Below are 25,316 nucleotides of genomic sequence, written 5' to 3'. Positions count from 1 at the left end.
GCGATTGTCGAATTCCTGGAGACCATGATGCTGTTTGCGCAGGGCGCCGTGGCGCTGGTGACCGGCGGGTCGCGCGGGATCGGCCGCGCCGTCGCGCTCGACCTGGCCAGGGAGGGCGCCCACGTCATCGTGAACTACGCGCGGTCCGAGCGGGACGCCAAGGAGGTCGTCGCCCTGATCGAGGCGGAGGGCGGCAGCGCGGCGGCCGTCCAGGCGGACGTGACGGACGAGGAGGCCGTCTGCGGCATGTTCCGCGGCGTACGGGCCGAGCACGGACGCCTCGACGTGCTGGTGACCAGCGCGGGCATCACGTCCGACCGCTACCTCATCGCCATGAGCCTCGAACGCTTCCGCGCCCCGGTCGAGACCAACCTCATCGGCACCTTCCTGTCCTGCAGGGAGGCGCTCAAGCTGATGCAGCACCAGCGGAGCGGGGCGATCGTGACACTGTCCTCCTCCAGCGGGCTCGACGGGGGCTTCCCCGGCCAGACCAACTACGTCTCCTCCAAGGGCGCGATCGTCGCTTTCACCCACGCGCTGTCCAACGAGGCGGCCCCGCACGGGGTGCGGGCCAACGTGGTGTGCCCCGGCTTCGTGGCCACCGACATGACGCGCAAGGTCCCCGCGGACCTCAAGAAGCAGTACGAGTCCCGCATCCGGCTGGGCCGCATGGGCCGGCCCGAGGAGATCGCCTCGATCGTGAGCTTCCTGGCCTCCGACAAGGCCTCGTACATGTCCGGCTCCGTGGTGGTCGCCCACGGCGGCGGCCTCGGCTGAGCCCTCCGGAACCACCGCGCTCCCCAGATCACCACGCAACAAGGAGAACGCATGACCATCGACGAACTTCGCGCCAGGGCCGCCGAGCGACAGCAGACCTGCAGCCAGATCAAGAAGATGATCGTCTCCAGACTGGACCTGGAGATCGAGCCGGACTGGATCACCGACGACCAGCCGCTGTTCGGCCGCGGCCTGGAGCTCGACAGTCTCGACGTGCTCGAACTGTACGTGGCGATCGAGGCCGAGTTCGGCGTGGCGTTGTACGACAGCGAGATGTCGGTGTTCGGCTCGGTGTCGCGGCTGGCCGACGAGGTCAACCCAGCCCTGCGGGCGACGGCATGACGATCGCCGAGGAGGCGCCCGCCTCGACCCGCAAGGCGGCCGCGGTCACCGGGCTGACGCACGACCAGGTCCGCCAGGTGCTCCCGCACCGCTGGCCGATGCTGCTGCTCGACCGGGTCTCCTCCGTGACGCCCGGCGCCAAGGGCACGGCCACGAAGAACGTGGCAGGGACCGAGCTGTGGTTCCAGGGACACTTCCCCGGCGAGGCCGTGCTGCCGGGCGTCGTGATCGTCGAGGCCATGGCCCAGCTCGCCGGGGTGGTCTTCGCCCTGGCGGGGGCCAGCGAGATCAGCTACCTGGCGGGGGTCAGGTCGATGCGGTTCCGCCGCCCGATCGTCCCGGGGGACCAGGTCACGCTGACGGCCGAGCGCACGGCGGGCGGCGCCGGGTTCGCGGAGTTCCGGGTCTCGGCCCGGGTGGACGGCCAGGTCGCCGCCGAAGGAAACCTCACGATCGCCGATCCGGCACAGCGAAAGGTGTGAACATGGCAAGCGTCCTCGCGTCCATCCACCCGGAGGACACCGTCTACGGCGAGGTGGGCGACGCCACCGTGCCCCTGCGCTTCTCCTCGCTGACGGAGGAGTACGGCGTGCTGCGCGAGCGAGCCGCGCTCCTGGACCTCAGCGGGCACCGGCTCATCGAGATCACCGGCCCGGCCGCCGTGGACTTCGCGCAGCGGCTGCTGGCCCGCGACGTCGAGTACCTCACCTCCGACCGCTGCATGATGAGCCTCGTCCTGGACGAGTCCGGGCAGGTCGTGGACCAGGTCGTCGCGTTCGGCAGGGAGGACGGGATCCTGCTGGAGAGCTCCTGCGGCGCCGGCACCCGGCTGCTGGAGCACCTGCAGGCCCGCAAGGAGGACGGCGTCGAGGTCACCGACCGCTCGGGTGACCTGACCGCCCTGGGGCTGGAGGGCCCGTACTCCTGGGGCGTGGTGGGCCGCCTGATCGACGGCGAGCTGGCGTCGCTGCCGTTCGAGTCGGTGGTGGACACCACCTGGGACGACGTGGAGATCGTCTTCGCCAGGACCGGCCTGACCGGCGAGTACGGCTACCAGATGATCGTGCCCGTCGAGGCCGCCGCCGGGCTGTGGCAGCGGTCGCTGGAGCACGCGCAGGCGGCCGGGCTGGACGCGCTGGAGCTCGCCATGCTGGAGGTGCGCCAGCCGATCCCGCGCCACGAGGCCACCCCCGGCGCGACGGTCGTCGAGATCGGCGCCAACTGGCTGGTGGACATCACCAAGGACGAGTTCGTCGGCAGGGACGCCGTGGTCGAGGCGTTCGAGAACGGCGGCGGCCGGCGCACGGTCGGCTTCACCGGCTGCACCGGCGTTCCCGCGCCCGGCACCCGCGTCCAGGCGGGCGGCCAGGACGTCGGCGAGATCGTGTACGCCGTCCACAGCGTCGGCCTCGACGCCACGCTCGGCCTGGCCAGGGTGGAGCAGGACCTGGCGGCGGCCGGGCTGGAGCTGTCCGTCGGCGGCATGCCCGTGACCACGCTGACCAGCCCGTACGTCGTGCCCAAGAGCTGGGGCATCCCGATCATCTGATCGACCGGCGCGCTGAGAAGGAGACAAGCATGGCGCTGCGGCCCGTCGTGGTCACCGGCCTGGGCATCATCTGCGCGGCCGGGCGCGACCCCGTCGAGTTCTGGAGCCGGCTCACGACCGGCCAGGGCGGACTCACCCCGATCGAGGACGAGGCGTTCGCCGTGTTCGCGGCCAGGCACGCGGGCCAGGTGCCCGACGCGTGGATCGACGACCAGCTCCCGCCCTCGGACGCCCACCACGACCGTACGGCGAGGCTGGCGCTGGTCGCGGCCCGCCAGGCGATCGAGCAGGCGGGCCTGGCGGAGGGCGGGCCCGATCGGGAGCGGTTCGGGATCATCCTCGGCAAGTGCCAGGCCACCCCCGACGCGGCGGGCCGCTACCAGCCCATGCACCGTACGGGTGATGTGGTGGCGTCGCTGCTGGACCTGCGCGGCCCGCGCGTCCTGGTGTCCACGGCGTGCGCCGCCGGCGGCAACGCCGTCGGCCTGGCCAGGGACAAGATCCTCACGGGCGAGGCGGACGCGGTGCTGGCCGGGGGCGTCGACCCGCTGCTGTTCGGCACGTACGCGGGCTTCGCCGGGCTGCAGGCCCTGAGCACGGGACCCTGCCGGCCCTACAGCCACTCCGACGGGCTCAACCTCGGCGAGGGCGCCGCCTTCCTGCTGGTGGAGCCGCTGGACCTGGCGCTGGCGAGGGGCGCCACGCCGCTGGCCGAGGTGGCGGGCTACGGGCTGTCCGCCGACGCCTACCACGCGACCGCCCCCGACCCCACCGGCCGGGGCGGCGCCAGCGCGGTACGGAGGGCGCTGGCCGACGCGGGGCTCACCCCCGGCGACGTCCACTACGTCAGCGGCCACGGCACCGGCACCCCCGCCAACGACGCCATGGAGGCCAAGGTCATGCGCCTGGTCTTCGGCGAGCGGGCCGGGCACGTGCCCACCAGCAGCATCAAGTCGTTCCTCGGCCACACGCTGGGCGCGGCCGGCGCGGTGGAGGCGGTGGCGAGCGTGCTCGCCCTGCGCCACGGCACGGCCCCGCCCACCATCGGCTTCGAGGACGGCCCCGGCGACGGCGGCGGCGGCAAGGCCGCGGCGGACCTGGACTTCGTGCCCAACCAGGCCAGGCCGATGACCATCGACACCGTCGTCTCCAACAACTACGCCTTCGGCGGCAACAACGTCTCGCTCGTGCTGACCAGGCCCCGCGGCCCCCGCGAGCACGAGGAGCTGCCGCGGCGCGAGGCCGTCATCACGGGCCTCGGTCCCGTGACCGGGGTCGGCGCCGGGATCGCGGAGGTGGCCGAGGCCGTCGCCGCGGGCCGCCAGGCGCCGGGCCGGCCGCCGTCGCTGGACGGCCGGACGTACGCGCCGCGCTCGCTGTGGCGGCACATGAACCACCTGTCGCGCATGGCCATCGCGGCCTCCCGGCTGGCCTGGGAGGACGCCGGGCTGAAGCTGCCCAGGAAGGCCCTGGACGACGTGGGGCTGGTGTTCGCCACCGGCGCGGGATCGGCCGAGAGCACCGGCGGGTTCGACGAGAGCATCGCCGTGAACCCGAACAAGCCGGCCGTCCTCAGCTTCTCCAACGTCGTGCTCAACGCCACCGGCGGCGCGGTCTGCCAGACCCTGGGACTGCGCGGGCCGACCACCACGATCTGCAACGGCGGCGCGTCGGCGTCGATCGCCCTCGACTGCGCGCTGGAGATGATCCGGGCGGGCAAGGCCGAGGTGGTGCTGGTCGTCGCCGCCGACGAGACCACCGCCCCGCTCGGCACGGCGCAGCCGTACGACGAGGACGACCTGCCCGAGGCCGGGGCTCCGGTGCCGTACGGGGAAGGGGCCGGGCCCGTGCGAGGGTCGGCGGCCGTGGCCTTCGTCGTGGAGTCGGCCGAGCACTGCGCGGAGCGGGGCGGCACCCCGTACGCGCGGGTGGAGGGCACCCGGCACGCCGCGGGCGGTGACGCCGGGACGGTCGGGCGCAGCCTCGCGCTGCTCGGCGGGCAGGCGCCGGGCCTGGTGATCGGGGCGGGGACCGGGCTGCCGGAGGACGCCGACGAGGCCGCCGCCGTGCTCGAACAGGCACCCGGCGCGCTGCTCACCAGCACGGCCGGGCTGACCGGCGACTGCCAGGCGGCGACCGGCGCCCTGAACATCGCGCTGGGCGCGCTCGCCGTGCGGGAGCGGATCGCGCCCGCGCTGACCGGCCTCACCGCGCCCTTCGCCGGAGACCTCGCCTCCTACGTCACCAAGCCGGACCTGCCGGGACCCGTACGCCGTGCGCTGGCCCTGACCGCGGCCGGCGGCTCCGTACGCGGCGCCGTGCTCCTGGAGGCGATATGAGTGCTCCGCCCTTCGACGCTCCGGGGAGCGCTGTGAACGCTCCGCCGTTCGACGTCGCGGAGACCGACCGCCTGCTGACCACCACCCGGTCCGTACGCCGCCGGCTCGACCTGGAGCGGCCCGTCCCCCGCGAGGTCGTCCAGGAGGCCCTGGAGGTCGCCGTCCAGGCGCCCACCGCCAACAACCACCAGAACTGGCGCTGGCTGGTGGTCACGGAACCCGCGACCAAGGCCGAACTGGCCGGGATGATCCGCTCGTCCTGGCAGTTCCACCTCAACGACATCTGGACCAGGGCGGGACGGCGGCGCCACGACGCGCAGGCCCGCCGCAACCACGCCTCCGCGCAGGCGCTCATCGAGACCATCGCCAGGGTGCCCGCGCTGGTGATCCCGTGCGTGCTCGGCCGGCCGCCGGACATCGCGGCGATCAACGCCGCCTGGCGCGACCGGATGGCCGACAAGGTCGCCGAGGACCCCGGCCACCAGGTGCAGCACGGCGAGACGCGCGCCAGCATCTTCTACGGCTCGATCTTCCCGGCCATCTGGTCCTTCCAGCTCGCCCTGCGCAGCCGGGGCCTGGGCAGCACCATCACCTGCCTGCACGTGCCCCACGAACGCGCGGTGGGGCGGCTGCTCGGCATCCCGTCCGGGGTCACGCAGGTGTGCATGATCCCGGTCGCGTACACGGTGGGCTCCGACTTCCGGCCCGCCGACCGCTACAGCGCCAAGGAACGCACCTACTGGGAGAGGTGGGGTACGTGACCCAACGACCCGAAGAGCCCGACGTCGTCATCGTCGGCGGCGGCATCTCGGGCGCGTCGGCGGCCTGCAGGCTCGTCGCCGGCGGGCTCTCGGTGGTGCTGCTGGAGAAACAGGAGACCTATCACGACCTGGTACGCGGCGAGTGGCTGGCGCCCTGGGGCATCAGGGAGGCGCAGCGGCTCGGCGTCTACGACTGCTTCTCGGCCGGCGGCGCCTGGGAGATCCGCGAGTGGATGACCTGGGACGAGGCCGTCAGCGACGACGAGGTCGAAGCCGTGGACATGACCAGGTTCATCCCCGGCATCGGCGGCCCGATGTCCTTCCCGCACCACCAGGTGTGCGAGCTGATGGCCGAGCAGGCCGTGGCCGGCGGCGCCCGCCTGGTGATGAACGCCGCCAAGATCGGCGTGGTCGCCGGCCGGCGGCCGGCGGTGACGTACTCGACGCCCGAGGGCCGGCACGAGCTGCGGCCCCGCATCGTGCTCGGCGCGACGGGACGGGGCAACACGGTCGGCCGCCAGATCGGCGTCACCATGACCAACTCCATGCACCACTGGGGCGGCGGCATGATGGTCGAGGGGCTGGACGGCTGGCCGCCCGACGTGCAGGCCATGGGCACCGAGGGCGACGTCATGTTCATGGTCTTCCCCCAGGGGTACGGCCGAGCCCGCCTCTACCTCAACTTCCCCACCGCGAACAAGCACCGCTACCGGGGGCCGGGCGGCGTCGAGCGCTTCCTGGCCGCGTACGAGCTCGACTGCCTGCCCGACCGGGGCAAGATGGTCACCGAGGCCGTACCCGCCGGGCCGCTGTCGGTCTGGCCGTCGGTCTCCAGCGTCCCCCAGGGCCCGCCGCTGGCCGAGGGCGTGGTGCTGATCGGCGATGAGGCCGGCAACGCCGACACCGTGCTCGGCACCGGCCTGTCCTGCGCGATGCGCGACGCCAGGACCGTCTGCGAGATCCTGCTAGCCTCCGACGACTGGTCGCCCGAGGCGTTCGCCCCGTACGTGGAGGAGCGGCTCTTCCGCCTGGAACGGCTCGACTTCGGCGCCTCCATCGTCAGCAGGCTGCACGTCGAGTTCGGCCCCGCGGCGCTCGAACGCCGGCGCCGGGTGCGCAGGCTGATGGCGAAGAACTTCGCCGCGCAGGTGACCGGGCTGCTCAACATGGTCGCCCCCGAGGACGTACCGGAGTTCGGCTTCAGCGAGTTCTTCGCTGAGCGCCTGTTCAGGGAGACAGCATGACCGAGAAGAAGACCGTGCGCGTCAACGACGTGGACCTGGCCTACGTGGACGAGGGAGAGGGCGACCCCGTCATCCTCCTCCACGGCTTCCCCGACTCCTCCTACCTGTGGCGTCACCAGATCCCCGCCCTCGTCGAGGGCGGGTTCCGGGTGATCGCGCCCGACCTGCGCGGCTTCGGCGACTCCGGCAAGCCGCAGGAGGTCGAGGCGTACGGCATGCAGACCATCGTCAACGACATCGTGGCCATGACCATCAAGCTCGGCGTCAAGCGGCCGCACGTGGTGGGCCACGACTGGGGCGCGGCCATCGCCTGGATGTACGCCTTCCTCATGCCCCGCAGGATCGACCACCTGGTCGCCCTGTCGGTCGGCCACCCCGGCGTGTTCGCCACGCCCTCGCTGGAGCAGCGGGCGGCCTCCTGGTACATGCTCTTCTACCAGTTCCCCGGGGTGAGCGAGGAACTGCTGCGCCGCAACGGCTGGCGGCTGTTCAAGGAGATCATGGGGCGTGACGGCGACTACGACCGTTACCTGCGCGACCTGGCCAGGCCGGGCGCGCTGACCGCCGGGCTCAACTGGTACCGCGCCAACCGCTCGCCCGCCGCCGAGCTGCGCCCGGCGCGGCCGTTCCCGCCCGTGCTCGCGCCGACGCTCGGCATCTGGGGGAGCGGGGACAAGGCGCTGCTGGAGGAGGGCATGACCGGCTCCGGCAAGTTCGTCAAGGGCCCCTGGCGGTACGAGCGGATCGACGGCGCCGGTCACTGGATCCCGCTCGACGCCCCCGACCAGGTCAACAAGCTGCTGCTCGGCTTCCTCGGCACGGAGCGGCCCGCGCACGAGGAACGGCGACCGCGGCGCCGCTTGTAGGGGCGCCGCCGCGAAGGGAGTTGGACGTTTGATGCTCGGCTATCTCTTCCCCGGGCAGGGGACGGTTCGCGTCGGGATGGGCGCGTGGATGCGCCGCAGGCCCGCCGCGCGGGAGCGGCTCGACCAGGTCGACGCGCTGCTCACGCGGCCGATCACCCCGCTGTGCGCCCGGGGGCCGCTCGACCGGCTGGTCGCCACCGAACACGCCCAGGTGGCGGTGACGGCCTGCAACCTCGCGGCGCTGGCCGTCCTGGAGGAGGAGGGGTACGAGCCCGCCGTCGTGGCCGGGCACAGCGTGGGCGAGCTGACCGCGCTGCACGCGGCCGGCGTGCTCGACCTCGCCGCGACCGTCCGGCTCGTCGAGACCCGCGCCCGGCTCATGGCCGGCGTCGGCGCGACGGGCGGCATGCGGGCCGTGATGGGCCTGCCGGTCGAGCGGGTGGAGGAGCTGGCCGAGGCCGCCTCCGCGCCCGGCGAGCCGGCCGTGGTGGGGCTGGAGAACGCTCCCGGCCACGTCGTCGTCTCCGGCGCGCCGCCCGCGCTCGACCGGGTGACCGCGCTCGCCACGGACGCCAACAAGGTCGTGCCGCTCCAGGTCGGCAACGCCTTCCACTCGCCGCTCATGGCCGACGCCGTGCCCGGATGGGCCCAGGCGGTACGGGCCGCGCCGATGCGGGCGCCGCGCGTACCCGTCGTGCCCAACGTCACCGGCGAGCCCACCACCGACCTCGCCACGCTGCGCGAGGCCCTGATCGCCCAGCTCACCGGGCGGGTGCTGTGGACCCGTACGGTCGCCGCGATCGAGGCGTGCGCGCCCGGCGTGGAGGTGGGCGACAGCAAGGTGCTCACCGGGCTCTCGCGCCGCGCGGAGGCCCGCTGCCTGAGCATGTCCGACCCCGGCACGCTGCGCCGCCTGGCCAAGGCGGTCGCCGCGTGAACCGCTGGGGCAGCGCCATGGTCGGGTACGCGGGCCTCACCCGGCCGCGGGACCTGCTCGAAGGCGCGTCGCTGGAGCAGGTGTTCACCCGCGCCGAACGGGTGCGGTCGGCGCGCGGGCGCACCCTCCAGCACTGGGCGGGGCGGCTGGCCGGCAAGCGGGCGGTGCTGCGCCTGCTCGGCCTGGCCCCCACCGCCGAGCGCCTCGGCCAGGTGGAGGTGCTGCCGCGGCCCACCACCGCCTGCCGGGGGGACGCGGCCTGCCTCGACGGGCACCCGCCGGCCGTACGCCTCACCGGTGAGCTGGCCGGCCTGGCCGGACCGGGCGGGCAGATCCGGATCTCGCTCAGCCACACCGCCCAGCGCGCGCTCGCCGTGGCCCTGCGCGCCCCGCGGCTTCCGGACGCCGGGACGCGGTCACCCTACGACGAGGACGGATGACGATGGACGCGAGGAAGCTGGCGGAGGAGCACCTGCAGGCGTGGCGCGACGGCGACGCAGGCGCGGTCGCCGCCACCGCCGCCACCTACGCCGACCCGGACACCGGGGGCGTGCTCTCCGGACCCGCGCTGGCCGCCCACGCCGCGGCGACGCTGGCCCGGTTCAGGAACCCGCGCTTCGAGGTGGAGCGCGTGGCCGGCGACCAGGACGCGGCCGCCGTCTTCTGGACGCTCCGCGCCGACCACCGTGACTCCTACCTGGGCATGCCCGCCACCGGCGGCGAGGTCACCGTGACCGGCACCGACCTGGTGACGGCCGGCCCGGACGGGGCTCACGTGCGGCGCGCGTTCGACCGGCTGGCGCTGGCCGGATCGCTCGGCTACACCGCCAGGTTCGTGCCGGAGGCCGACGAGGTACGCCAGTTCGGCGTCAGCGCCAGGGCCTCCAGCGGGCGCACCGAGCGTCCCGGCGCGCTCGTCCTGACCTGGCTGGAGGTCCGCGACGACGCCGAGGCCGCCGAGGTGGACCTGCTCAGCGTCGAGGTCGTCAAGTCGCTGCGCGCCGCCCGGGGCTTCCTCGGCGTGACCACCTTCGACCTCGGCGACCGCAAGTTCACGCTGAGCGCGTTCGACCGGCCCGAGTCGGTGCGCGCCATCCACGCCCGGCCCCACCAGCGGGCCATGCGCCGCTTCTTCAAGGGCGGGCTGTGCACGCGGGTGCACACCAGCGTCTGGCGTCCCATCAGCGCCCGCGACCTCGCCCGCTGCCCTGACTGCTCGGCCCTCGTCCAGGTGGGCACGGACGCGGCCTGCGACTGCGGCTGGAGCCCGGCCGCCGAACCCACCCTCTGACCCCGCCCTCTGACCCCGTCCCCGACCCCGGCCCGCTTCCTCTGACACGACCCGAGCAACTGGAGACCTGATGATGCGATTCACCGCCGAGCACGTGCCCGGCGACGGCAGGCCGGCCGTGGTGTTCATGTCCGCGCTGTTCGCCGGTGGCTGGATCTGGGACCACCCCTTCCACCGGCTGGCGGCGGACGGATGGCCGGTGCTCCGGACGAACGAGGCGATCTGCGCGCTCGACCGCCAGGTGGCCGGGTCGATCGAACGGCTCGGCGACGCGCTGCTGCGGGCCTGCGACGAGGCCGGCGTGTCGGACGCGGTCGTGTGCGCCAACTCGCTGGGCGGCCTGGTGGCCATCGACCTGGCGGGCCGCCGCCCCGACCGGGTGCGCGGGATCGTGGTGAGCGGCGCGCCCGGCCTCACCCCCGACCCGGACGTGGGGCTGAGCTTCGACCGGCGCGGAAGCGTGCGGCCGTTCGGCGACGAGTTCGGCGAGCGCATGGTGGCCGCCCTCTTCCACAGCGGGCGCAGCCACTTCGCGCCCGAGCGGATGGCGGAGGCCGGCGCCATGCTGCAGCGCCCGGAGTCGATGGTGAGCATGGCGCGCAGCATCAAGGCCACCCGCAGGTATCAGGTCAGGCCGGCGCTGGACCGGGTCACCTGCCCGTCCCTGTACGTCTGGGGGCGCCACGACCGGATGACCCCGGTGGACCCCTGGCTGGAGCTTCTCACGAAATATCCGGACAACGAGGTCCTGGTGGTCGAGGAGAGCGGCCACATCCCCATGGTGGAGTGCGCCGAGCGGTACACCACGGCCCTGGAGTCCTTCGTCACCCGCTGCGCCGGAGCCCTCACATGAGCGCCCCGGCCGTCCTGATGGGCGTGAACCCCGGCGTCCTCATGGGCGTGGAGTCCGCCGTCCTCATGGGCGTGGACATCGTGGAGGCCGACCGGCTCGCCAGGGCGGCGGAGCGCGGCGGCGAGGTGTTCGCCCGCCACGTCACCACCCCCGCCGAGCGCGCGTTCGGGCCGGGCCTCGCGGCGTTCTCCGTCAAGGAGAGCCTGATCAAGGCGGTCGGCGTGCGCCCGCCCGGCTTCACCTGGCAGGACTTCGAGGCCGTGGCGGACGCGCCGTCCGGCTGGCCCGCCGGACTGCTGGACGAGGCGGCGGAAGAGCTGAGCGCGTCCACGGGCGTCTCCATGACCGGCGGCACGACGTACGCCGTGCGCGGCGCCAGCGCCCGGGCCGCCCTCCAGCAGCTCCGGGCGGGCGCGAAGGAGGCGGCGGGCGCCGCCAGGTGGGGGGAGGGCGGCGGGCTGTTCGTGTCGCTGGCCGTCGTCTACGCCGTCGATGCCTCCCTCGATGCCTCCCTCGAGGCCTCCCTCGAGGCCACCGTCGAGGCCACCGTCGAGGCCACCGTCGAGGCCACTGTCGAGGCCACTGTCCGCGTCGAGGAGGAGGGGAGCCCGTCATGATGAGACCGGTCGCGCCCGGGGAGTCGATCCAGCGGGCGCTGGACGAGGCAGGGCCGGGCGCGCGGATCGTGCTGGCCGAGGGCGTGCACGCGGAGAACGTCTGGATCCGGCACCCCGGCGTGACGCTGACCGGCGCGGGACCCGGCAGGACCGTCCTGGTCCCGGGCGAGGGCGTGCCGTCCGGCGTGCCCAGCCTGCACGACGCGCCGGACGACGTGGTCAGCGGCGTGACCGTCTACGGCGAGTCGGTGTCCGACGTCCGGATCCAGGGGCTGACGGTGCGCGGCTTCACCGGCGCGGGCGTCTACGCCCACTCGGCCGACGGCGTCACCGTCCACGACGTGACGGCCGAGGACAACGCCGTCTGGGGCGTCTACCTGCGCGAGTGCGTCAACGGCCGGATCACCGACTGCCGCGCGAACGGCAGCCAGTACGGCGGCGCCGCTTTCAGCTTCTGCCCGCTCTCCGACCACCTGCTCGCGGGCAACGAGACCCACGGCAACGCGTTCGGCGTCTTCATCGACAACTCCTCCGGCGTCAAGGCCGTGCGCAACACCTGCCACGGCAACGCGATCGGCATGATGCTGCTGAACCAGGTCTACGAGGGCGAGCCCGAGGGCGGCGTCACCGACTGCCTGGTGGCGGCCAACGACTTCTACGACAACGGCCTGGTGGCCGGCGTCGAGCCGGACGGGCTGGGCGCGGCGGGCCCGCCGATCTCCGGCGTCGGCCTCGCGCTGATCGGCACCCACCGGGTCAGCGTCGTGGACAACCACATCCACGACAACCACCCCGGCGGCGAATCGGTCATGGGCGCCGCCCTCGTCATCAGCTCCTCCAGCGGGTGGGGCGGCGACCACGCCCTGGACAACCACGTCCTGTGGAACCGGGTCTACGGCAACACCCCGCTGGACTACCAGTTCGACGCGGACCTGGACCGGCAGACGCTCGCCGCCAACACCGCCGACAAGGGCGATCCGCCCGACGCGCGGGGGTGGCGCCGATGACCCCGCCGTCCATCTCCCCGCCCGCCATCACAGAGACCGCCATCACAGGGCCCGCCATCGCCGCCCTCGCCTGCGAAGGGCTGAGCAAGCGGTACGGCGAGCTCGTCGCGGTCGAGGACGTCGGCTTCGCCATCGCCCCCGGCCAGGCGTACGGGCTGCTCGGACCCAACGGCGCGGGCAAGACCACCACGATCTCCATGCTCGTGGGGCTGCTGCGCCCGGACGCGGGCACCGTCACGGTCGGCGGCGTGGACCTGGCCGAGGACCCGATGCGCGCCAAGGCCGGGATCGGCTACGTGCCCCAGGAGATCGCCCTCTACCCGGAGCTGACCGGGCGCGAGAACCTGCGCTTCTTCGGCCGCCTCTTCGGCCTGCCCCGCCGCGAGGTCGCCGGGCGGATCGAGGAGGTGCTCGACCTGGTGGGGCTCACCGGCCGCGCCGACAGCAGGCTCAGCACGTACTCGGGAGGGATGCGGCGGCGCATCAACATCGGCGCCGCGCTCCTGCACCGGCCCCAGGTGCTGATCCTGGACGAGCCCACCGTGGGCGTCGACCCGCAGAGCCGCAAGGCCATCCTCGACGGCGTGGAACGGCTGGTGGAGGAGGGCATGGCGCTGCTGTACACGTCCCACTACATGGAGGAGGTCGAGCGGGTCTGCGACCGCGTGGCGATCATCGACCACGGCCGGATCATCGCGGACGGCACCCGCCAGGAGCTGATCTCCCTGGTCGGCAGCGCCGACAAGGTGGAGCTGTCGCTCGACGGCGACGTCGACACCGCCCTGGCCAAGCTCCGCGTGGTCGAGGGCGTCATCGAGGCGGCCAGGACCGGCGCCACGTCCATCCGGCTGATCACCGAGGGCGGCAGGTACCTGCTGCCCTCGCTCATCACCGCCGTGGACGGCTGCGCCACCGTGACGGCCACCCAGGTGGTCGAGCCGGACCTGGAGGCCACGTTCCTGCACCTCACCGGCAGCACCCTGCGGGACTGACCATGTGGAGAGCACTCGTCGCGGTGAGCGCGCTGGAACTGCGCACCCGGCTGCGCGACGGCACCGCCCTGGTCATCGCGCTGCTCGTGCCCGTCACCCTGGCCACGCTGTTCAGCCTCGCGCTCGGCGGCGACGACCCGCCGCTGCGGGCGACGGTCGGGTTCGTGGACCTGGACGGCGGCGAGTTCCCCGCCGGCGTGCGCCGCGAGGTGCTGGCCTCGGAGGAGCTGAAGGGCAGCGTGACGCTGCGCGACCTGCCCAGCAGGGAGGAGGCGGCCCGCGCGCTGGACGCCGACGAGATCGGCTCGGCGATCGTCTTCCCCGCCGGTTTCAGCCGGAACGTGGGGGACGGCCGGGGCGGCGACGTGGCCGTGCTGACCTCGCCCAGGTCACCCCTCGCCGGGGTGGTGGCGCGGGCCATCGTGGACCGCATCTCCGCGCTGGTGGACGCCAGGACGCTGGCCGTACGCGCCGTGCTGCTCGCCGGGGTGCCCGGTGACGAGGTCAAGGAGCTGGTGGAACGCAACGGCGCGGCCGGGCCGGCGCTGACGCTCTCCGACGACCCGCTGTCCGGCGGCAAGGTCGACCTGGCCGTCTACTACGGCTCCGGCATGGCGGCGCTGTTCGCCTTCTTCGTGGTCGGCGCCTCGTTCCGCGGCCTGCTCACCGAGCGCAAGCTCGGCACGCTCGACCGGATGCGCGCCGGGCCGCTGGCCCCCTGGGTGCCGTTCGCCGGCAAGGCGGCCGTGGGCTTCACGCTGGCCCTGGTGAGCGTCTGCGTCACCTGGGCGGCCTCCGTCCTGGTCTCCGGCGCGACGTGGGGAGACCCCCTCGCGGTGTTCGCGGTGCTGCTGGCGCACGTGCTGGCAGCGACGGCGATCACCATGCTGGTGGCCGGCCGCGTCAGGACCGACGCCCAGGCCGACGGCGTGATCATGGTGATCTCGTTCGTCATGGCGTTCCTCGGCGGCAGCCTCGTGCCGATGCACAACCTGCCCGAGGTGCTCCAGGGCGTCGCGCTGCTCACCCCCAACGGATGGACATCGACGGCGCTGACCGAGCTGGCCGGATCCGGCGCGGGCCTGGCCGCCGTGGCCGGGCCGATCGCCGTCCTGTGCGCGATCGCGCTGGTCGCGGGCGGGCTCGCGGTGATCGGGCTGAAGAAGGGAATGCTGCTGTGAGCGCGACTCCACGGCCCGTCCTGGCGCTGGTGGCGGCCAACCTGCGCCGCCACGCCCGCGACCGGGTCGGCCTGTTCTTCATGGTCGTCATGCCGTTCGTCTCCATCGTCTTCGTCGGGATGGCCATCGGGAACGTCTCCGACCGGCTGCCCGTCGGCGTGGTCGCCCACGGCTCCGACCCCGTCACCACCGCCCTGCTGGCCGAGCTGCGCCGCCGCCCCGACCTGGAGGTCAGGCCGGTCGGCTCGGCGGCCGAGCTGCGGTCGGAGGTGCGCGCCGGCTCGCTGGCCGCCGGCCTGGTGATCCCGCCGGGCTCGACCCGGCTCGACCTGGTGGTGACCCAGACCAACGGCAGCGGCCTGGCCGCCCGCAGCGCCATCGACGTCGCGGTGGGCCGCGCCGCCGCCGTCCAGGAGGCCACCAGGGCGGCCGTGGCGGCGGGCGCCACCCCGGCCCAGGCCGCCGAGTACGTACGGCGCGCGCAGGCCGAGTCCGGCCGGGTCGCGGTTCGGGACTCCGCCGCCGCCACCGCCGACCCGCGGGGCTTCGCCTACACCGCGCCCGCCAACCTGCTGCTCTTCACCTTCATCAACTCCATGGCCGTGGCCGCCGCGCTGGTCGAGAGCCGCCGGCTCGGCATGCTCCAGCGGGCGCTCACCGCCCCCGTACGCCGCCGCTCCGTGCTGCTCGGCGAGGCGCTGAGCCGCTTCCTCGTGGCCCTCGCGCAGGCCGTGCTGATCGTGGTGGTCAGCGCGCTCGCGTTCGACGTCTCGTGGGGCGACCCGCTCGGCGTGGCGGCCGTCGTGGTGGTGTTCTCGCTGGTGGCCACCGGCGCCGCGCTCCTGGTCGGCACGCTGCTGCGCTCGCCCGACCAGGCGCCCGCGATCGGCCCGCCGCTCGGCGTGGTGCTGGGCATGCTCGGCGGCTGCCTGTGGCCGCGCGAGTCGTCCGGCGAGGTCATCAACGCCATCGGCCACCTCTTCCCGCACGCCTGGGGGATGGACGCGCTGCTGACGCTCGCCCAGCCCGGCACCGGCCTCGTCGAGGTCCTGCCCCAGCTGGCCGTGCTCGCCGGGATGGCCGTCCTGCTGCTGGGCGGCTCGCTGGCCCTGTTCGGCCGCCGCGCACTGACCGCCGTCTAGAAAGGAGGGTTCGCGATGAAGGGCATCCTGCTGGCCGGGGGAAGAGGCACCCGGCTGCTGCCCACCACGCTCGCGGTCTCCAAACAGCTCCTGCCGGTCAACGACAAGCCGCTGGTCTACTTCCCGCTGTCGGTGCTCATGCTGGCCGGCATCACCGACATCCTGGTGATCACCACGCCCGAGGACCGCCCCCAGCTCCAGCGGCTGCTGGGCGACGGCTCCCAGCTCGGCCTCGCCCTGTCGTACGCCGAGCAGCCCGAGCCGAACGGCATCGCCGAGGCCCTGGTGATCGGCGCCGACCACGTCGGCGGCGAGCCGGTCGCGCTCGTGCTCGGCGACAACGTCTTCCACGGCTACTCCTTCCAGGAGCTGCTGCGGCAGGAGTGCCGCGACGTGGACGGCTGCGTGCTGTTCGGCTACCCGGTCAGCGACCCCCACCGGTACGGCATCGCCGAGGCCGACGCCGACGGGCGGCTGCTGTCCGTCGAGGAGAAACCCGACCATCCCCGCTCGAACCTGGCCGTCGTCGGCCTCTACCTCTACGACGGCGACGCCGTCGACATCGCCAAGAACCTCACCCCCTCGGCCCGCGGCGAGCTGGAGATCAGCGACGTCAACCGCGCCTACCTGGAACGCGGCAAGGCGAAGCTGGTCCACCTCGGCCGCGGCTTCGCCTGGCTGGACGCGGGGACGCCGGAGTCCCTCCTGCAGGCCGGGCAGTACGTCCAGCTCCTCGAACAGCGGCAGGGCGTCCGGATCGCCTGCCTGGAGGAGATCGCCCTGCGCATGGGCTACATCGACGCCGAGACCTGTCACCGGCTCGGCGCAGCACTCGGGAATTCCGCCTACGGCCAGTACGTGATGTCGGTGGCCGAGCAGTTCGGGAACAGATAGCAGGAGGCACGACCATGACGTTGACGACGTCGTCCACGGGGGAGTTCACGGGCCGCTCGTCCGCGGACGGGGACCATGTGACGGACGTGTACCGCTACGCCGCCCGCAAGGGCGCCATCGAGGCGATCGAGGTGGCGGCGGCGGATCTCGGGATCGGAGCCGCTGAGGTGCGGGAAGCGGTGCGGCACCTGGTGGAGAGCCGCCTGTTACGGCTCGACCACGGGCTGGGCGAGCGGTACGTGCCAGTCGATCCCGAGCTGGCGGCCGCCTCGCTCGTCTCCACGGTGGAGCGGGAGATCTACCGGCGCCGGGAGCTGATCGACCAGATCCGCGCCCGCATCGGGCTCTTCGGGGGCGAGGGCGACGGCTCCGACCGCACCACCGTCGAGTACCTGGCGGGCACCATGGAGGTGCGCGGCTTCCTGAAGACGGCCTCCGACGCCTGCCGCGACGAGGTGCTGGTGCTGCAGGCCGGCGGCGTGGTCGAGGACCTGTCGGAGACGTACATCGCCCTGGTGGCGAGGGGCGTGACCGTGCGCGTCATCTGCCAGCACCGCAACCGGGCCGACGTGCCGACGCGGATGCGGATGAAGCGGCTGGCCGACGCGGGGGCGGCCGTCTACACGGTGAGCCACGTGCCGAGGTCGGCGATCGTCTTCGACCGGTCGCTGGTCGTGCTGTTCGGCGTGGAGGACGCGGAGGCCAACGTGGCGCGCGTGCACAACCAGGGCATCGCGCAGTTCTTCCTCGACCTGTTCAACCACCTGTGGGAGATGGCCACGCCGCTGGAGGGCATCGACTTCGGCTACGCGGGCGTGGCCGACGACCTCCAGCAGTCCATCGCCGCGCTGATGGCCAAGGGCTACACCGACGAGGTGGTGGCCAGGAAGCTCGGCATGTCGGTGCGGAGCTGCCGCAGGCACATCGCCACGATGATGCGCGACCTCGACGCGACCAGCCGCTTCCAGGCCGGGGTGCAGGCGGCCAGGACCTTCCTCCGGACCGGCTGAGCGCCGCGGCACGCCGGGCACCGCGCGGCACGCCGGGTGGACGACGTGCCGCGCGGTCCCGTCATGGGTGGGTGCCGTCCCGTCATGCCAGGGCGCGGTCCCGTCATGCCTGCCCCGGTGTCGCGACGGCGACGCCGGACAGGTCGCGGGCCCGCTCGACCAGCGTCTCGACGCCGAGCACCAGGTCCTCGAACGGCATGCGGGGGTTCAGGCAGATCCGGATCGAGCTGTTGGCGTCCTCGGCCGAGCAGCCGATGGCGGTCAGCACGTACGAGGGCTCCTGCGAGCCGGAGTTGCACGCCGACCCGGTGGAGACCGCGACCGACCGCAGGCTGGAGACCAGGCTCTCGCCGCGCACGCCGGGCAGCACCACGTTCAGCACGTGCGGCACGCTCGCGGCGGGGTCGCCGTTGACCCGCAGGCCCGGGATGCCGGCCGCCAGGATGTCCAGCGCCGTGGCGCGCAGCTCGCGCACCCGTCGCCACTCGGCGTCCAGCCGCCGCGCGGCCAGCTCGCACGCCTTGCCCAGCCCCACGACCAGGTGGGTGGGGATGGTGCCGCTGCGCAGCGCGTGCTGGCCGCCGCCGAACATCACCGGGCGCAGCCGGTGGCGGATCTCGGGACGCACGTAGAGAGCACCGACGCCCTTGGGGCCGTGGATCTTGTGCGCGGAGACGGACAGCGTGTCGATCCCCGCCTCGCGCACCTCGATCGGGATGCGGCCGGCGGCCTGGGCGGCGTCCACGTGCAGCATGGCGCCCACCGCGTGGCAGAGCGCCGCCATGGACGCCACCGGCTGCACGGTGCCGATCTCGCTGTTGATCCAAGCGGCCGTGGCGACCCGGGTGTTCAGGTCGAGCCGCCCCGCCAGGTCGTCCAGGTCCACCTGGCCGCCGCGCCGTACGCGCATGGTCCTGGCGTCGACGCCGCGGGCCGCCAGCGCCTGACCGACGGCCAGCGAGGACTTGTGGTCGATGGGGCAGAAGAAGCCGTTGACCGGGGCGCGGTCGTCGTGGGCGAACATCCCGAGCAGCGCGATGTTGTTGCTCTCGGTCGCGCCCGAGGTGAACACGACGGAGCCGGGGTCGGCGCCGATGAGCGCGGCCACGGCGTCCGTGGCGTCGTCCACCGCGCGCCTGGCCCGCTTGCCCATGACGTGGGGGGAGGACGGGTTGCCGTACTCGTCCCGCAGGAACGGCAGCATGGCCTCGAGCACCTCGTCGTCCACCCGGGTGGTGGCGCAGCCGTCCAGATAGATGACCTTCATCCCGTCACCGCCTGAACGTGCTGACGTTGACCAGGTTGCCGTAGATCTCGTCGGCGGACATCTCGCCGCTGCCGCCGGGGTCGGCGACGACCACCCGCATGCCGGGCAGGTCGTAGAGGTTGAGCGCGATGTCCACGCCGGTCTCGACCGGCATCATGCACTCGCCGGGCGCGAAGATCAGCAGGTTGGTGTAGCCGGCGCGGTGCACCTCGGAGACCATCTCCGTGATCTCGCCGGCGCAGCCCGTGATGCCGCAGCTGATCAGCGTGCGGTAGTTGCCCTCGGCGTCCAGGAAGGACACCTCGGTGTCGCGGGGTCCCGAGTCGAGGTAGCGCTTCTCCAGCCGGCCCTCCTTGACGAAGCGGTCGGCCGCCTTCTGGAAGCGGTACTTCAGCCAGGTCTCGGGGAACGCGATCGGGTGCTTCCTGCTCGGCAGCACGCTGTCCTGCGACAGCCCGGCCTCGCACAGCACCTTCTCGTACGACGCGGGCAGGGTGCCGAGGCCGGCGAAGAACTCCGCGCGGAGCTCGCTGGCGGGGCGGCCCGCCGTGGGCACGTACTGCCAGTCGTTGATCAGCAGCAGCAGCCGGACGTCCACGCCCGCCGCCGCGTACTCCTGGAGCAGCTCGACCGACATCCGCCAGGTGTAGCCGGGGAAGACGCCCACGCGGCCGGCGACGCGGCGGCGCATCTCCTCGTCCTGCTGCTCCTCGATGACGCCGGGCGTCAGCCGGCCGGACGACGGGTCCTCGAACAACATGAAGTGGCCGCCCATGATGACCAGGTCGCCGAGATCGGCGCCGGGCAGCTCGCGGGCGATCACCTGGCGGAGCTCCTGCTCGGAGCCGACCAGACGGCGGCTCTTGACCACCTGGCCGGTGAGGGCGTGGTTCATGATGCGTTCACTCCCTGTTGCTTGGGACTGGCTATCTGGTGGACGGCGCCCTCCGGTCGAGGGGACAGCCGGGAGGCCAGCGCGGCGAGCGGCGCCGGGCCGGCGAGCTGGTGCAGGGTCAGCCCGTCCCAGCCGCGCCCGCGCAGCTCGGCCAGCACGCGCGGGATGCGCAGGGCCTGGCCGCCGGCGAGGACGTAGCTGTCCGAGGGGTCGACGTGGGGCAGGTCGTGCGCGGCCCGTACGGCCTCGACCAGCGCCCGCACGGCCGCCTCCGAGGCCGCGGGCGCCGCCGGGGGGCCGGACGCGACGCTTGGGTTCAGGGGTGGGAAGGGGGCGAGCCGGGCCGCCTCGCTGATCCGCAGGCCGGCCGCCGGGTCGTCGTGCGCGAGCACCAGCGCCTCCATGCCGCGCAGGAACAGCTCGACCGCCCCGGCGTCCATGACCGGGGACGCGGCGTGCAGCGAGAGGGAGACCGCGTCGCCCCACTCGTCGACCCGCAGGTAGGTGTCCAGCTCGCAGCGCGCCCACGACTCGGGCGCGGGATTCCAGGTGAAGGTGGTGCGCCTGCCGCCGTACCGCTTGCCGCGCTGCTTGATGAAGTTGACCTCGGACCCCAGCCGCACCTCACCGCCGCGCCTGGACCCCTCGCGCGACACGGTCTCGACGACCTTGTCGTACGGCAGGTACGAGTGCGCCTCGGCCCGCTCGAAGCCCTCGGACACCCGCCGCAGCAGCTCGCCGAACGCCGGGTCGTCCGCGCAGTCCACGCTCACCAGCATCGGGGAGAACATGCAGGTCAGCACGTCGGGGTACGGGTGCGAGCCGCGGTTGCCGCCGAACGCCAGATAGCCCACGGTGCCCTGACCGGTGTAGAGGGCCGCCATGGCCGTGTACGCGGCCATGTGCACGGTCGACGGCCACACGCGGTGCCGGGCCGCCACCCTGCGCGCCGCCTCCAGCAGCGCCGGCGAGATGAGCGTCGCGTGCCGGGCCGCCGGCGATCCGGCCCGCGGCTCGGCCGGGCCGCGCCGCCGGGCGAACGGGTCGAGCGGCAGCCGCGCCGCCTGCTCCTGCCAGTACGCCATGGCCCGCGCCGCCGCGATCGCCGCGTCCGCCGACGCCTCGTGGCGGGCCAGGTCCGACGGCCGGTGGCGGACCGGCGGCAGCGCGGCCGGGCGGCGGGCGGCCAGCCCGGTCACCTGCGCCTGCAGCTCCCGCTTGAGCTCGCCCAGCGTCCAGGCGTCCACGGCCAGGTGGTTGAAGACCAGCACGCACTGCCGGGGCGCGCCTCCCGTGGTGATCAGGCAGGCCCGGACCGGCCACTCCCCGGCCAGGTCGAACGGCCTGCGGCTCAGCTCCTCGACCACCTCGGCGGGACCTGCGGTGCCGTCCCGCTCGGTGGTGACCTCGACCACCGCGAGCGGGCGCGGCGGCTCCACCCGCTGCTCGCCGGCGTGGTCGCCGTCGAGGTGGCCGTCGAAGTGGTATGTCGTGCGCAGGATCTCGTGCCGGCGGGCCAGCTGGGTGAGCAGCGCCCGGCCCTGCGCGACCGTGATCCCGGCGGGCACCTCGAAGCGCATCACGACATGGGTCTCGTGCTGATGGGCCGGCGGCAGCTGGTGGATGCGCAGCCACATATATCGCTGCCCCCAGCACAGGCTCGCGGATTTCATCAGGCATTCACCCCAGCGGATCTCGCGATATCCGAATACCATTTGAGAATCCGGCCTCCTCGGCCGCCGGGGCAACGGGTGGCCAATGGCAGGATCGGCGTGGCACAACCTGCCAGCGGGCGCCGCTTGACCGTGGTCCTCGATTTTCGGCAGCCTCGACGCGAAGGGAAAGATTTCGCGAGAGGGGGCAGCGCCGTGCTGGACATACCCGACGGTTTTCAGGGCCTTTTGCGGGCGCATTTGCCGTACGCCGATGCGGGGCGGCTGACCGCGCACGACGAGCTCGGCGCTCTCGGGCTCGACTCGATGGGCGTCGTGCGGCTGGTGGTGGACGTCGAGCAGGCGTACGGGGTCGAGCTGCCCGACGAGCTGCTGAACGAGACGACCTTCGCCACGGTCGGCTCCCTCTGGCAGACGCTGTCCGGCCTGTGGCCGCCGCTGCGCTGACCCGTAGGGCGAGCGCCGATCCGCGCGGCGGGCGCTGATCCGTACACCGGCCGCGGTTCCTCAGCTGTGGAGGGCCGCGGCCGTCGCGCGCCGGTCCACCTTGCCGTTGGCGTTCAGGGGCAGCTCGTCCAGGAGGGTGACCGAGCGCGGCACCATGTAGCCGGGCAGCAGCGCCGCGACCCCCTTGAGCAGCGCCACCGGGTCCAGGCCCGCGCCCGTGCAGGCGGCCTCCAGCGCCGGCTCGCCGTCCTCGCCGGGCACCGCCAGCACCACCGCCTCGTGCACGCCCGGCTGGTCGCGCAGCGCGGCCTCGACCTCGCCCAGTTCCACCCGGTGACCCGAGATCTTGACCTGCTGGTCCAGGCGGCCCAGGTGCACCAGCAGGCCGTCACGCCAGGCCACCCGGTCGCCGGTCCGGTACCACAACTCCGGTGGCACGCCGTCCCCCGTCCGTGGGGGCGCCGCCACCTGGCCGTCGAAGCGGACGAACCGGCCCTCGTTCACCCCGGGGTCGGCGTACCCGGGGAAGCGCTGCACGCCGCGCAGGCACAGCTCGCCCTCGCCGGCGGGCCGTCCCTCGCCGTCCAGCACCAGGTGCTCCACGCCCGGGTACGGCAGCCCGATCGGCACCGTGCCGTTGGCGGTGCGCGGCCAGCGGTCCCGGTCGGCCGGCAGCCGGTACTCGGCGCAGCTGATGGTCAGCTCCGTCGGGCCGTACAGGTTCTCCAGCACGCTGCCCGGCGCGGCCAGCGCCCACGCCCGCGCCTGCCGCAGCGTCAGCGGCTCCCCGCAGAACAGGCTCCAGCGCAGCGACGGCATCGACCCGGGCGCCAGCCTGCGCAGCCGCATCGCCAGCGACACCACCGACGGCACGCTGAACCAGTGGGTCAGCCGCTCGCGGTTGACGAACGCCACCGGCTTGACCAGGTCGTACGCGCCCGGCACGACCAGCGTGGCGCCGCTGCCCCACGCGGCGAACATGTCGAACACCGACAGGTCGAAGGTCAGGTCGAAGGTCTGCGACAGGCGGCACCCGGGGCCCAGCTCGTAGCGGGGGATCACGTGGCGCAGGTACGCGTCCACGCTGCGGTGGCGCAGCGGCACGCCCTTGGGCACGCCGGTGGAGCCCGAGGTGAACAGCACGTACGCCAGGTCGTCGGGGCGGGCGGCGAGCGTGTCGGGCATGCCGCGCGGCGGCTCGTCCAGCCGGTCCAGGCGGAGCGCCAGCGTGGCGGCGGGCAGCACGGGCGGCCGGAGCGCCGCGTCGGCCAGCACGAGGTCGAGCCCGGCCGCCTTCGCGATCGCCCGGTTGCGCGCGTCCGGCGCGGCCGGGTTCAGCGGTACGACGGTCGCGCCGAGCCGCTGGACGGCCAGGTAACCGGCGTAGGCGAGGACGCTGCGGGCGGCGTACAGCCCCACCCTGCCCGGCGGCTCGCCGCACGCCGCCACGATCTCGGCGGCCAGCCGACGGGAGAGCGCGTCGAGCTCGGCGTAGGTGTGCCGGCCGCCGCCCACCTCCAACGCGACCCGCCCGCCGTGACGCGCGGCGGAGTCGGCGAACCACTGGTAAAGAGTGCGTTCCACGGCCTTCTCCACAGGACGGCCCGGCCACCGGCACGGCGACTCGGGCAAGGGAACTTCGACGGCGGCTCATGCGAGGCCACCGGACGCCTCATTCGGGTGACCATGGCGGTCGTCCCCGGCATGGGGCAACCACGGCAGGGCGCCTCGGACGGATGACCACGGCAGGCTTCCCAGGCGAGGGGCCACCACGGCGGGGCCTCAGGCGGGGGTGACCGTGGCGGGTGGCTCGGGCGGGAAGAGTGACGGCGGGGGTGCGGCGCCCGCGCTCCACAGGTCCTTCAGCGCGCGTCCCGGATCGCTCACCGCCAGCTGCACGCCGACCGCGAGCGTCCGCATCATGTCGGTCATCGCCTCGGCCGGCAGCACCTCGGGATCGGCCAGCATCAGCACGCTGGTACGGCCGCCGCGCACCTCCACCCGCACCCGGAACGCCTGCCCGTACTGCTGGGCCAGCGGGCTCCAGGCCAGCTCGGCCGGGCTCGGGTCGTGCGGGTCGCTGGGCCGGCGGTCCACCTGGATGTAGTTGAACCAGGCGCGGAACAGGTGGTTCATCCAGCAGCCGTGCTCGGGCCGCTCGCCGTGCGCCGCCGCCATGGCGGCGACCTGGTCGAAGTCGTAGCACGAGTGCCGGTAGGACTTGGCGCTCGTCCAGTGCAGGCGCTTGATGTGCTCGGCGAGCGTGGCGCGCATGTCCACGCCGGTGACGAACGGGATGAGCTGGTTCATCGTGCCCACGTTGTGCTGGTCCTCGGGGGCGAACCGGTTGGAGGACATCAGGCTCATCGTCACCCGGTCGGTGTCCAGGTGCCGGGCCAGGCCCGCGGCCAGCAGCGCCATCACCACCGCCGGGGCCGTCACGCCGTGCCGCTTCCCGGCCTCGGCCGCCCACCCACCGAGGGCGCGCGAGTGCAGCGTCAGCTCCAGCCGGTTGCGCTCCACCCTGGCCGGCAGCGTGGGCAGCACGTCCATCAGCCCGTCGTCCAGCACGCCGCGCCAGTAGCGCTCGGAGCTCTCCTGCCGGGGCCGCCAGGACTCCTCCCGCTGCCGCCGGGCCAGCTCGCGCGGTGCCGGCCCCATGGCCGCCACCGCCCGCGGGTCGGCCACCAGCGCCTTGAACTGGTCGTGCAGGTGGTGGATCGACCACAGGTCGACGATGAGGTGCGAGAAGGTCAGGGACAGGTAGACCGGGGCGCCGCCCGAGGCGACCATCCGGCCCCGCCAGTTGAGGTCGCCGCTCATCGCGAACGGCAGCGCGACCAGCTCCTCCTTGGTCCGCTCGTGCTCCGAGGGATCCTCGATCACCCGGTCGACCAGCTCGATCGGCAGCTCGACCGCCTCGTGGACGCGCTGGACCGGGCGCCCGCCGTCGCCGGCGTGGTAGGTGGTGCGCAGCGCCTCGTGACGGTCCACCAGCCGCCGCAGCAGCCCGTACGCCTGCTCGACGGAGAGCCCGCGCATGTCCCAGGTGCTGGCCAGGTTGGCCTCCGTCAGCCAGCCCTCCGGATACCGCTCCACTTCTCGCCAGCTGAAAAGCTGGCCGTGACTCAGAGGCGCCTCGACGGACATGTCATCCCCTTCGCAGCTTTCTCCGTCCGTCATTCATCGCGGACGGGATCGCCCCGGGTCAATAGCGTGGCCGGTGGCCGCC

25 protein-coding genes are annotated in these 25,316 nt (G+C 73.5%); 20 read left to right on the top strand and 5 right to left on the bottom strand.

Annotated features, from left to right (window positions below; genetic code table 11):
• Positions 1-24: 24 nt before the first annotated feature.
• The 19 genes from FH608_RS33475 to FH608_RS33385 all read left to right on the top strand — a co-directional run bounded on the left by FH608_RS33475 (position 25) and on the right by FH608_RS33385 (position 17,802).
• Positions 25-777, top strand: a complete 753-nt coding sequence (locus FH608_RS33475; protein WP_226900128.1) for an SDR family oxidoreductase — start codon at positions 25-27, stop codon at positions 775-777.
• Positions 778-828: 51 nt separating this feature from the next.
• Positions 829-1,119, top strand: a complete 291-nt coding sequence (locus tag FH608_RS33470; RefSeq protein ID WP_139634363.1) for an acyl carrier protein — start codon at positions 829-831, stop codon at positions 1,117-1,119.
• Entirely contained in the window at positions 1,116-1,601 is a 486-nt protein-coding gene (gene fabZ, locus FH608_RS33465) for a 3-hydroxyacyl-ACP dehydratase FabZ (RefSeq protein ID WP_139634362.1), read from the top strand. The genes FH608_RS33470 and fabZ overlap by 4 nt, the downstream gene beginning before the upstream one ends.
• Positions 1,602-1,603: 2 nt before the next feature.
• Positions 1,604-2,668, top strand: coding sequence for an aminomethyltransferase family protein (locus FH608_RS33460; RefSeq protein ID WP_139634361.1), 1,065 nt, complete (start codon positions 1,604-1,606; stop codon positions 2,666-2,668).
• Between the two features lie 29 nt (positions 2,669-2,697).
• Positions 2,698-5,007, top strand: coding sequence for a beta-ketoacyl-[acyl-carrier-protein] synthase family protein (locus tag FH608_RS33455; protein WP_139634360.1), 2,310 nt, complete (start codon positions 2,698-2,700; stop codon positions 5,005-5,007).
• Between the two features lie 32 nt (positions 5,008-5,039).
• Complete coding sequence (locus FH608_RS33450) at positions 5,040-5,768, top strand: nitroreductase family protein (RefSeq protein WP_139634359.1); 729 nt, start codon at positions 5,040-5,042, stop codon at positions 5,766-5,768.
• Positions 5,765-7,012 (top strand): FAD-dependent oxidoreductase, encoded by a 1,248-nt coding sequence (locus FH608_RS33445; RefSeq protein WP_226900127.1) that lies wholly within the window; start codon positions 5,765-5,767, stop codon positions 7,010-7,012. Before FH608_RS33450 ends, FH608_RS33445 begins: the two co-directional genes overlap by 4 nt.
• On the top strand, positions 7,009-7,878 hold the full coding sequence (locus FH608_RS33440; protein WP_139634357.1) for an alpha/beta fold hydrolase: 870 nt from the start codon (positions 7,009-7,011) through the stop codon (positions 7,876-7,878). The genes FH608_RS33445 and FH608_RS33440 overlap by 4 nt, the downstream gene beginning before the upstream one ends.
• Before the next feature lie 31 nt (positions 7,879-7,909).
• Complete coding sequence (locus FH608_RS33435) at positions 7,910-8,815, top strand: ACP S-malonyltransferase (protein WP_193318771.1); 906 nt, start codon at positions 7,910-7,912, stop codon at positions 8,813-8,815.
• Complete coding sequence (locus tag FH608_RS33430) at positions 8,812-9,255, top strand: holo-ACP synthase (protein ID WP_226900126.1); 444 nt, start codon at positions 8,812-8,814, stop codon at positions 9,253-9,255. The genes FH608_RS33435 and FH608_RS33430 overlap by 4 nt, the downstream gene beginning before the upstream one ends.
• 2 nt (positions 9,256-9,257) lie before the next feature.
• Positions 9,258-10,106 carry an ester cyclase gene (locus FH608_RS33425; protein WP_139634421.1) on the top strand — a complete coding sequence of 283 codons (849 nt, stop codon included), beginning with the start codon at positions 9,258-9,260 and terminating at the stop codon, positions 10,104-10,106.
• 70 nt (positions 10,107-10,176) lie between these two features.
• Positions 10,177-10,959 carry an alpha/beta fold hydrolase gene (locus FH608_RS33420; RefSeq protein ID WP_139634355.1) on the top strand — a complete coding sequence of 261 codons (783 nt, stop codon included), beginning with the start codon at positions 10,177-10,179 and terminating at the stop codon, positions 10,957-10,959.
• Positions 10,956-11,576: a 4'-phosphopantetheinyl transferase superfamily protein gene (locus FH608_RS33415; RefSeq protein WP_139634354.1), complete on the top strand. Its 621-nt coding sequence runs from the start codon at positions 10,956-10,958 to the stop codon at positions 11,574-11,576. The genes FH608_RS33420 and FH608_RS33415 overlap by 4 nt, the downstream gene beginning before the upstream one ends.
• Positions 11,573-12,583: a right-handed parallel beta-helix repeat-containing protein gene (locus FH608_RS33410; RefSeq protein WP_139634353.1), complete on the top strand. Its 1,011-nt coding sequence runs from the start codon at positions 11,573-11,575 to the stop codon at positions 12,581-12,583. Before FH608_RS33415 ends, FH608_RS33410 begins: the two co-directional genes overlap by 4 nt.
• Complete coding sequence (locus tag FH608_RS33405; RefSeq protein ID WP_139634352.1) at positions 12,580-13,575, top strand: ABC transporter ATP-binding protein; 996 nt, start codon at positions 12,580-12,582, stop codon at positions 13,573-13,575. The genes FH608_RS33410 and FH608_RS33405 overlap by 4 nt, the downstream gene beginning before the upstream one ends.
• A 2-nt stretch (positions 13,576-13,577) precedes the next feature.
• Positions 13,578-14,756 carry an ABC transporter permease gene (locus FH608_RS33400; RefSeq protein ID WP_139634351.1) on the top strand — a complete coding sequence of 393 codons (1,179 nt, stop codon included), beginning with the start codon at positions 13,578-13,580 and terminating at the stop codon, positions 14,754-14,756.
• Entirely contained in the window at positions 14,753-15,898 is a 1,146-nt protein-coding gene (locus tag FH608_RS33395) for an ABC transporter permease (RefSeq protein ID WP_139634350.1), read from the top strand. Before FH608_RS33400 ends, FH608_RS33395 begins: the two co-directional genes overlap by 4 nt.
• 15 nt (positions 15,899-15,913) lie before the next feature.
• On the top strand, positions 15,914-16,792 hold the full coding sequence (gene rfbA, locus FH608_RS33390; RefSeq protein ID WP_139634349.1) for a glucose-1-phosphate thymidylyltransferase RfbA: 879 nt from the start codon (positions 15,914-15,916) through the stop codon (positions 16,790-16,792).
• A gap of 14 nt (positions 16,793-16,806) precedes the next feature.
• Positions 16,807-17,802 (top strand): hypothetical protein, encoded by a 996-nt coding sequence (locus tag FH608_RS33385; protein WP_139634348.1) that lies wholly within the window; start codon positions 16,807-16,809, stop codon positions 17,800-17,802.
• A gap of 103 nt (positions 17,803-17,905) precedes the next feature.
• Here the strand turns inward: FH608_RS33385 and FH608_RS33380 are convergent, their stop codons facing one another.
• From FH608_RS33380 to FH608_RS33370, 3 genes are read right to left on the bottom strand one after another with little or no spacing between them, the layout of a single operon-like run.
• Positions 17,906-19,069: a cysteine desulfurase family protein gene (locus tag FH608_RS33380; RefSeq protein WP_139634347.1), complete on the bottom strand. Its 1,164-nt coding sequence runs from the start codon at positions 19,067-19,069 to the stop codon at positions 17,906-17,908.
• A gap of 4 nt (positions 19,070-19,073) precedes the next feature.
• The gene (locus tag FH608_RS33375; protein WP_139634346.1) at positions 19,074-19,964 is read right to left on the bottom strand and encodes an LPD16 domain-containing protein; all 891 of its coding nucleotides are present in this window, start codon (positions 19,962-19,964) and stop codon (positions 19,074-19,076) included.
• Positions 19,961-21,637 carry a condensation domain-containing protein gene (locus tag FH608_RS33370; protein WP_226900125.1) on the bottom strand — a complete coding sequence of 559 codons (1,677 nt, stop codon included), beginning with the start codon at positions 21,635-21,637 and terminating at the stop codon, positions 19,961-19,963. The genes FH608_RS33375 and FH608_RS33370 overlap by 4 nt, the downstream gene beginning before the upstream one ends.
• 195 nt (positions 21,638-21,832) lie before the next feature.
• Here FH608_RS33370 and FH608_RS53135 point away from each other — a divergent pair, with 195 nt between their 5' ends.
• The gene (locus FH608_RS53135) at positions 21,833-22,084 is read left to right on the top strand and encodes a phosphopantetheine-binding protein (RefSeq protein WP_226900124.1); all 252 of its coding nucleotides are present in this window, start codon (positions 21,833-21,835) and stop codon (positions 22,082-22,084) included.
• 60 nt (positions 22,085-22,144) lie between these two features.
• Here FH608_RS53135 and FH608_RS33360 read toward each other — a convergent pair whose 3' ends face one another.
• Complete coding sequence (locus tag FH608_RS33360) at positions 22,145-23,668, bottom strand: amino acid adenylation domain-containing protein (RefSeq protein ID WP_139634344.1); 1,524 nt, start codon at positions 23,666-23,668, stop codon at positions 22,145-22,147.
• 198 nt (positions 23,669-23,866) lie between these two features.
• On the bottom strand, positions 23,867-25,234 hold the full coding sequence (locus tag FH608_RS33355) for a condensation domain-containing protein (RefSeq protein ID WP_193318769.1): 1,368 nt from the start codon (positions 25,232-25,234) through the stop codon (positions 23,867-23,869).
• Positions 25,235-25,316 lie beyond the last annotated feature (82 nt).

It is taken from the genome of Nonomuraea phyllanthi (assembly GCF_006334985.2).
GTDB lineage: Bacteria > Actinomycetota > Actinomycetes > Streptosporangiales > Streptosporangiaceae > Nonomuraea > Nonomuraea phyllanthi.
Note: the sequence above shows the minus strand (reverse complement) of the source record. Positions and strands in the feature narration are given on the sequence as shown.

What these genes read in the sequence shown, in the direction of transcription:
- FH608_RS33425 (WP_139634421.1), top strand. Translation starts at nt 9,258, where the DNA reads ATGGACGCGAGGAAGCTGGCGGAGGAGCACCTGCAGGCGTGGCGCGAC.
- FH608_RS33410 (WP_139634353.1), top strand. Translation starts at nt 11,573, where the DNA reads ATGATGAGACCGGTCGCGCCCGGGGAGTCGATCCAGCGGGCGCTGGAC.
- FH608_RS33470 (WP_139634363.1), top strand. Translation starts at nt 829, where the DNA reads ATGACCATCGACGAACTTCGCGCCAGGGCCGCCGAGCGACAGCAGACC.
- FH608_RS33415 (WP_139634354.1), top strand. Translation starts at nt 10,956, where the DNA reads ATGAGCGCCCCGGCCGTCCTGATGGGCGTGAACCCCGGCGTCCTCATG.
- FH608_RS33440 (WP_139634357.1), top strand. Translation starts at nt 7,009, where the DNA reads ATGACCGAGAAGAAGACCGTGCGCGTCAACGACGTGGACCTGGCCTAC.
- FH608_RS33435 (WP_193318771.1), top strand. Translation starts at nt 7,910, where the DNA reads ATGCTCGGCTATCTCTTCCCCGGGCAGGGGACGGTTCGCGTCGGGATG.
- FH608_RS33400 (WP_139634351.1), top strand. Translation starts at nt 13,578, where the DNA reads ATGTGGAGAGCACTCGTCGCGGTGAGCGCGCTGGAACTGCGCACCCGG.
- FH608_RS33375 (WP_139634346.1), bottom strand. Translation starts at nt 19,964, where the DNA reads ATGAACCACGCCCTCACCGGCCAGGTGGTCAAGAGCCGCCGTCTGGTC.
- rfbA (WP_139634349.1), top strand. Translation starts at nt 15,914, where the DNA reads ATGAAGGGCATCCTGCTGGCCGGGGGAAGAGGCACCCGGCTGCTGCCC.
- FH608_RS33420 (WP_139634355.1), top strand. Translation starts at nt 10,177, where the DNA reads ATGATGCGATTCACCGCCGAGCACGTGCCCGGCGACGGCAGGCCGGCC.
- FH608_RS33475 (WP_226900128.1), top strand. Translation starts at nt 25, where the DNA reads ATGATGCTGTTTGCGCAGGGCGCCGTGGCGCTGGTGACCGGCGGGTCG.
- FH608_RS33460 (WP_139634361.1), top strand. Translation starts at nt 1,604, where the DNA reads ATGGCAAGCGTCCTCGCGTCCATCCACCCGGAGGACACCGTCTACGGC.
- FH608_RS33405 (WP_139634352.1), top strand. Translation starts at nt 12,580, where the DNA reads ATGACCCCGCCGTCCATCTCCCCGCCCGCCATCACAGAGACCGCCATC.
- FH608_RS33355 (WP_193318769.1), bottom strand. Translation starts at nt 25,234, where the DNA reads ATGTCCGTCGAGGCGCCTCTGAGTCACGGCCAGCTTTTCAGCTGGCGA.
- FH608_RS33385 (WP_139634348.1), top strand. Translation starts at nt 16,807, where the DNA reads ATGACGTTGACGACGTCGTCCACGGGGGAGTTCACGGGCCGCTCGTCC.
- FH608_RS33370 (WP_226900125.1), bottom strand. Translation starts at nt 21,637, where the DNA reads ATGAAATCCGCGAGCCTGTGCTGGGGGCAGCGATATATGTGGCTGCGC.
- fabZ (WP_139634362.1), top strand. Translation starts at nt 1,116, where the DNA reads ATGACGATCGCCGAGGAGGCGCCCGCCTCGACCCGCAAGGCGGCCGCG.
- FH608_RS33455 (WP_139634360.1), top strand. Translation starts at nt 2,698, where the DNA reads ATGGCGCTGCGGCCCGTCGTGGTCACCGGCCTGGGCATCATCTGCGCG.
- FH608_RS33380 (WP_139634347.1), bottom strand. Translation starts at nt 19,069, where the DNA reads ATGAAGGTCATCTATCTGGACGGCTGCGCCACCACCCGGGTGGACGAC.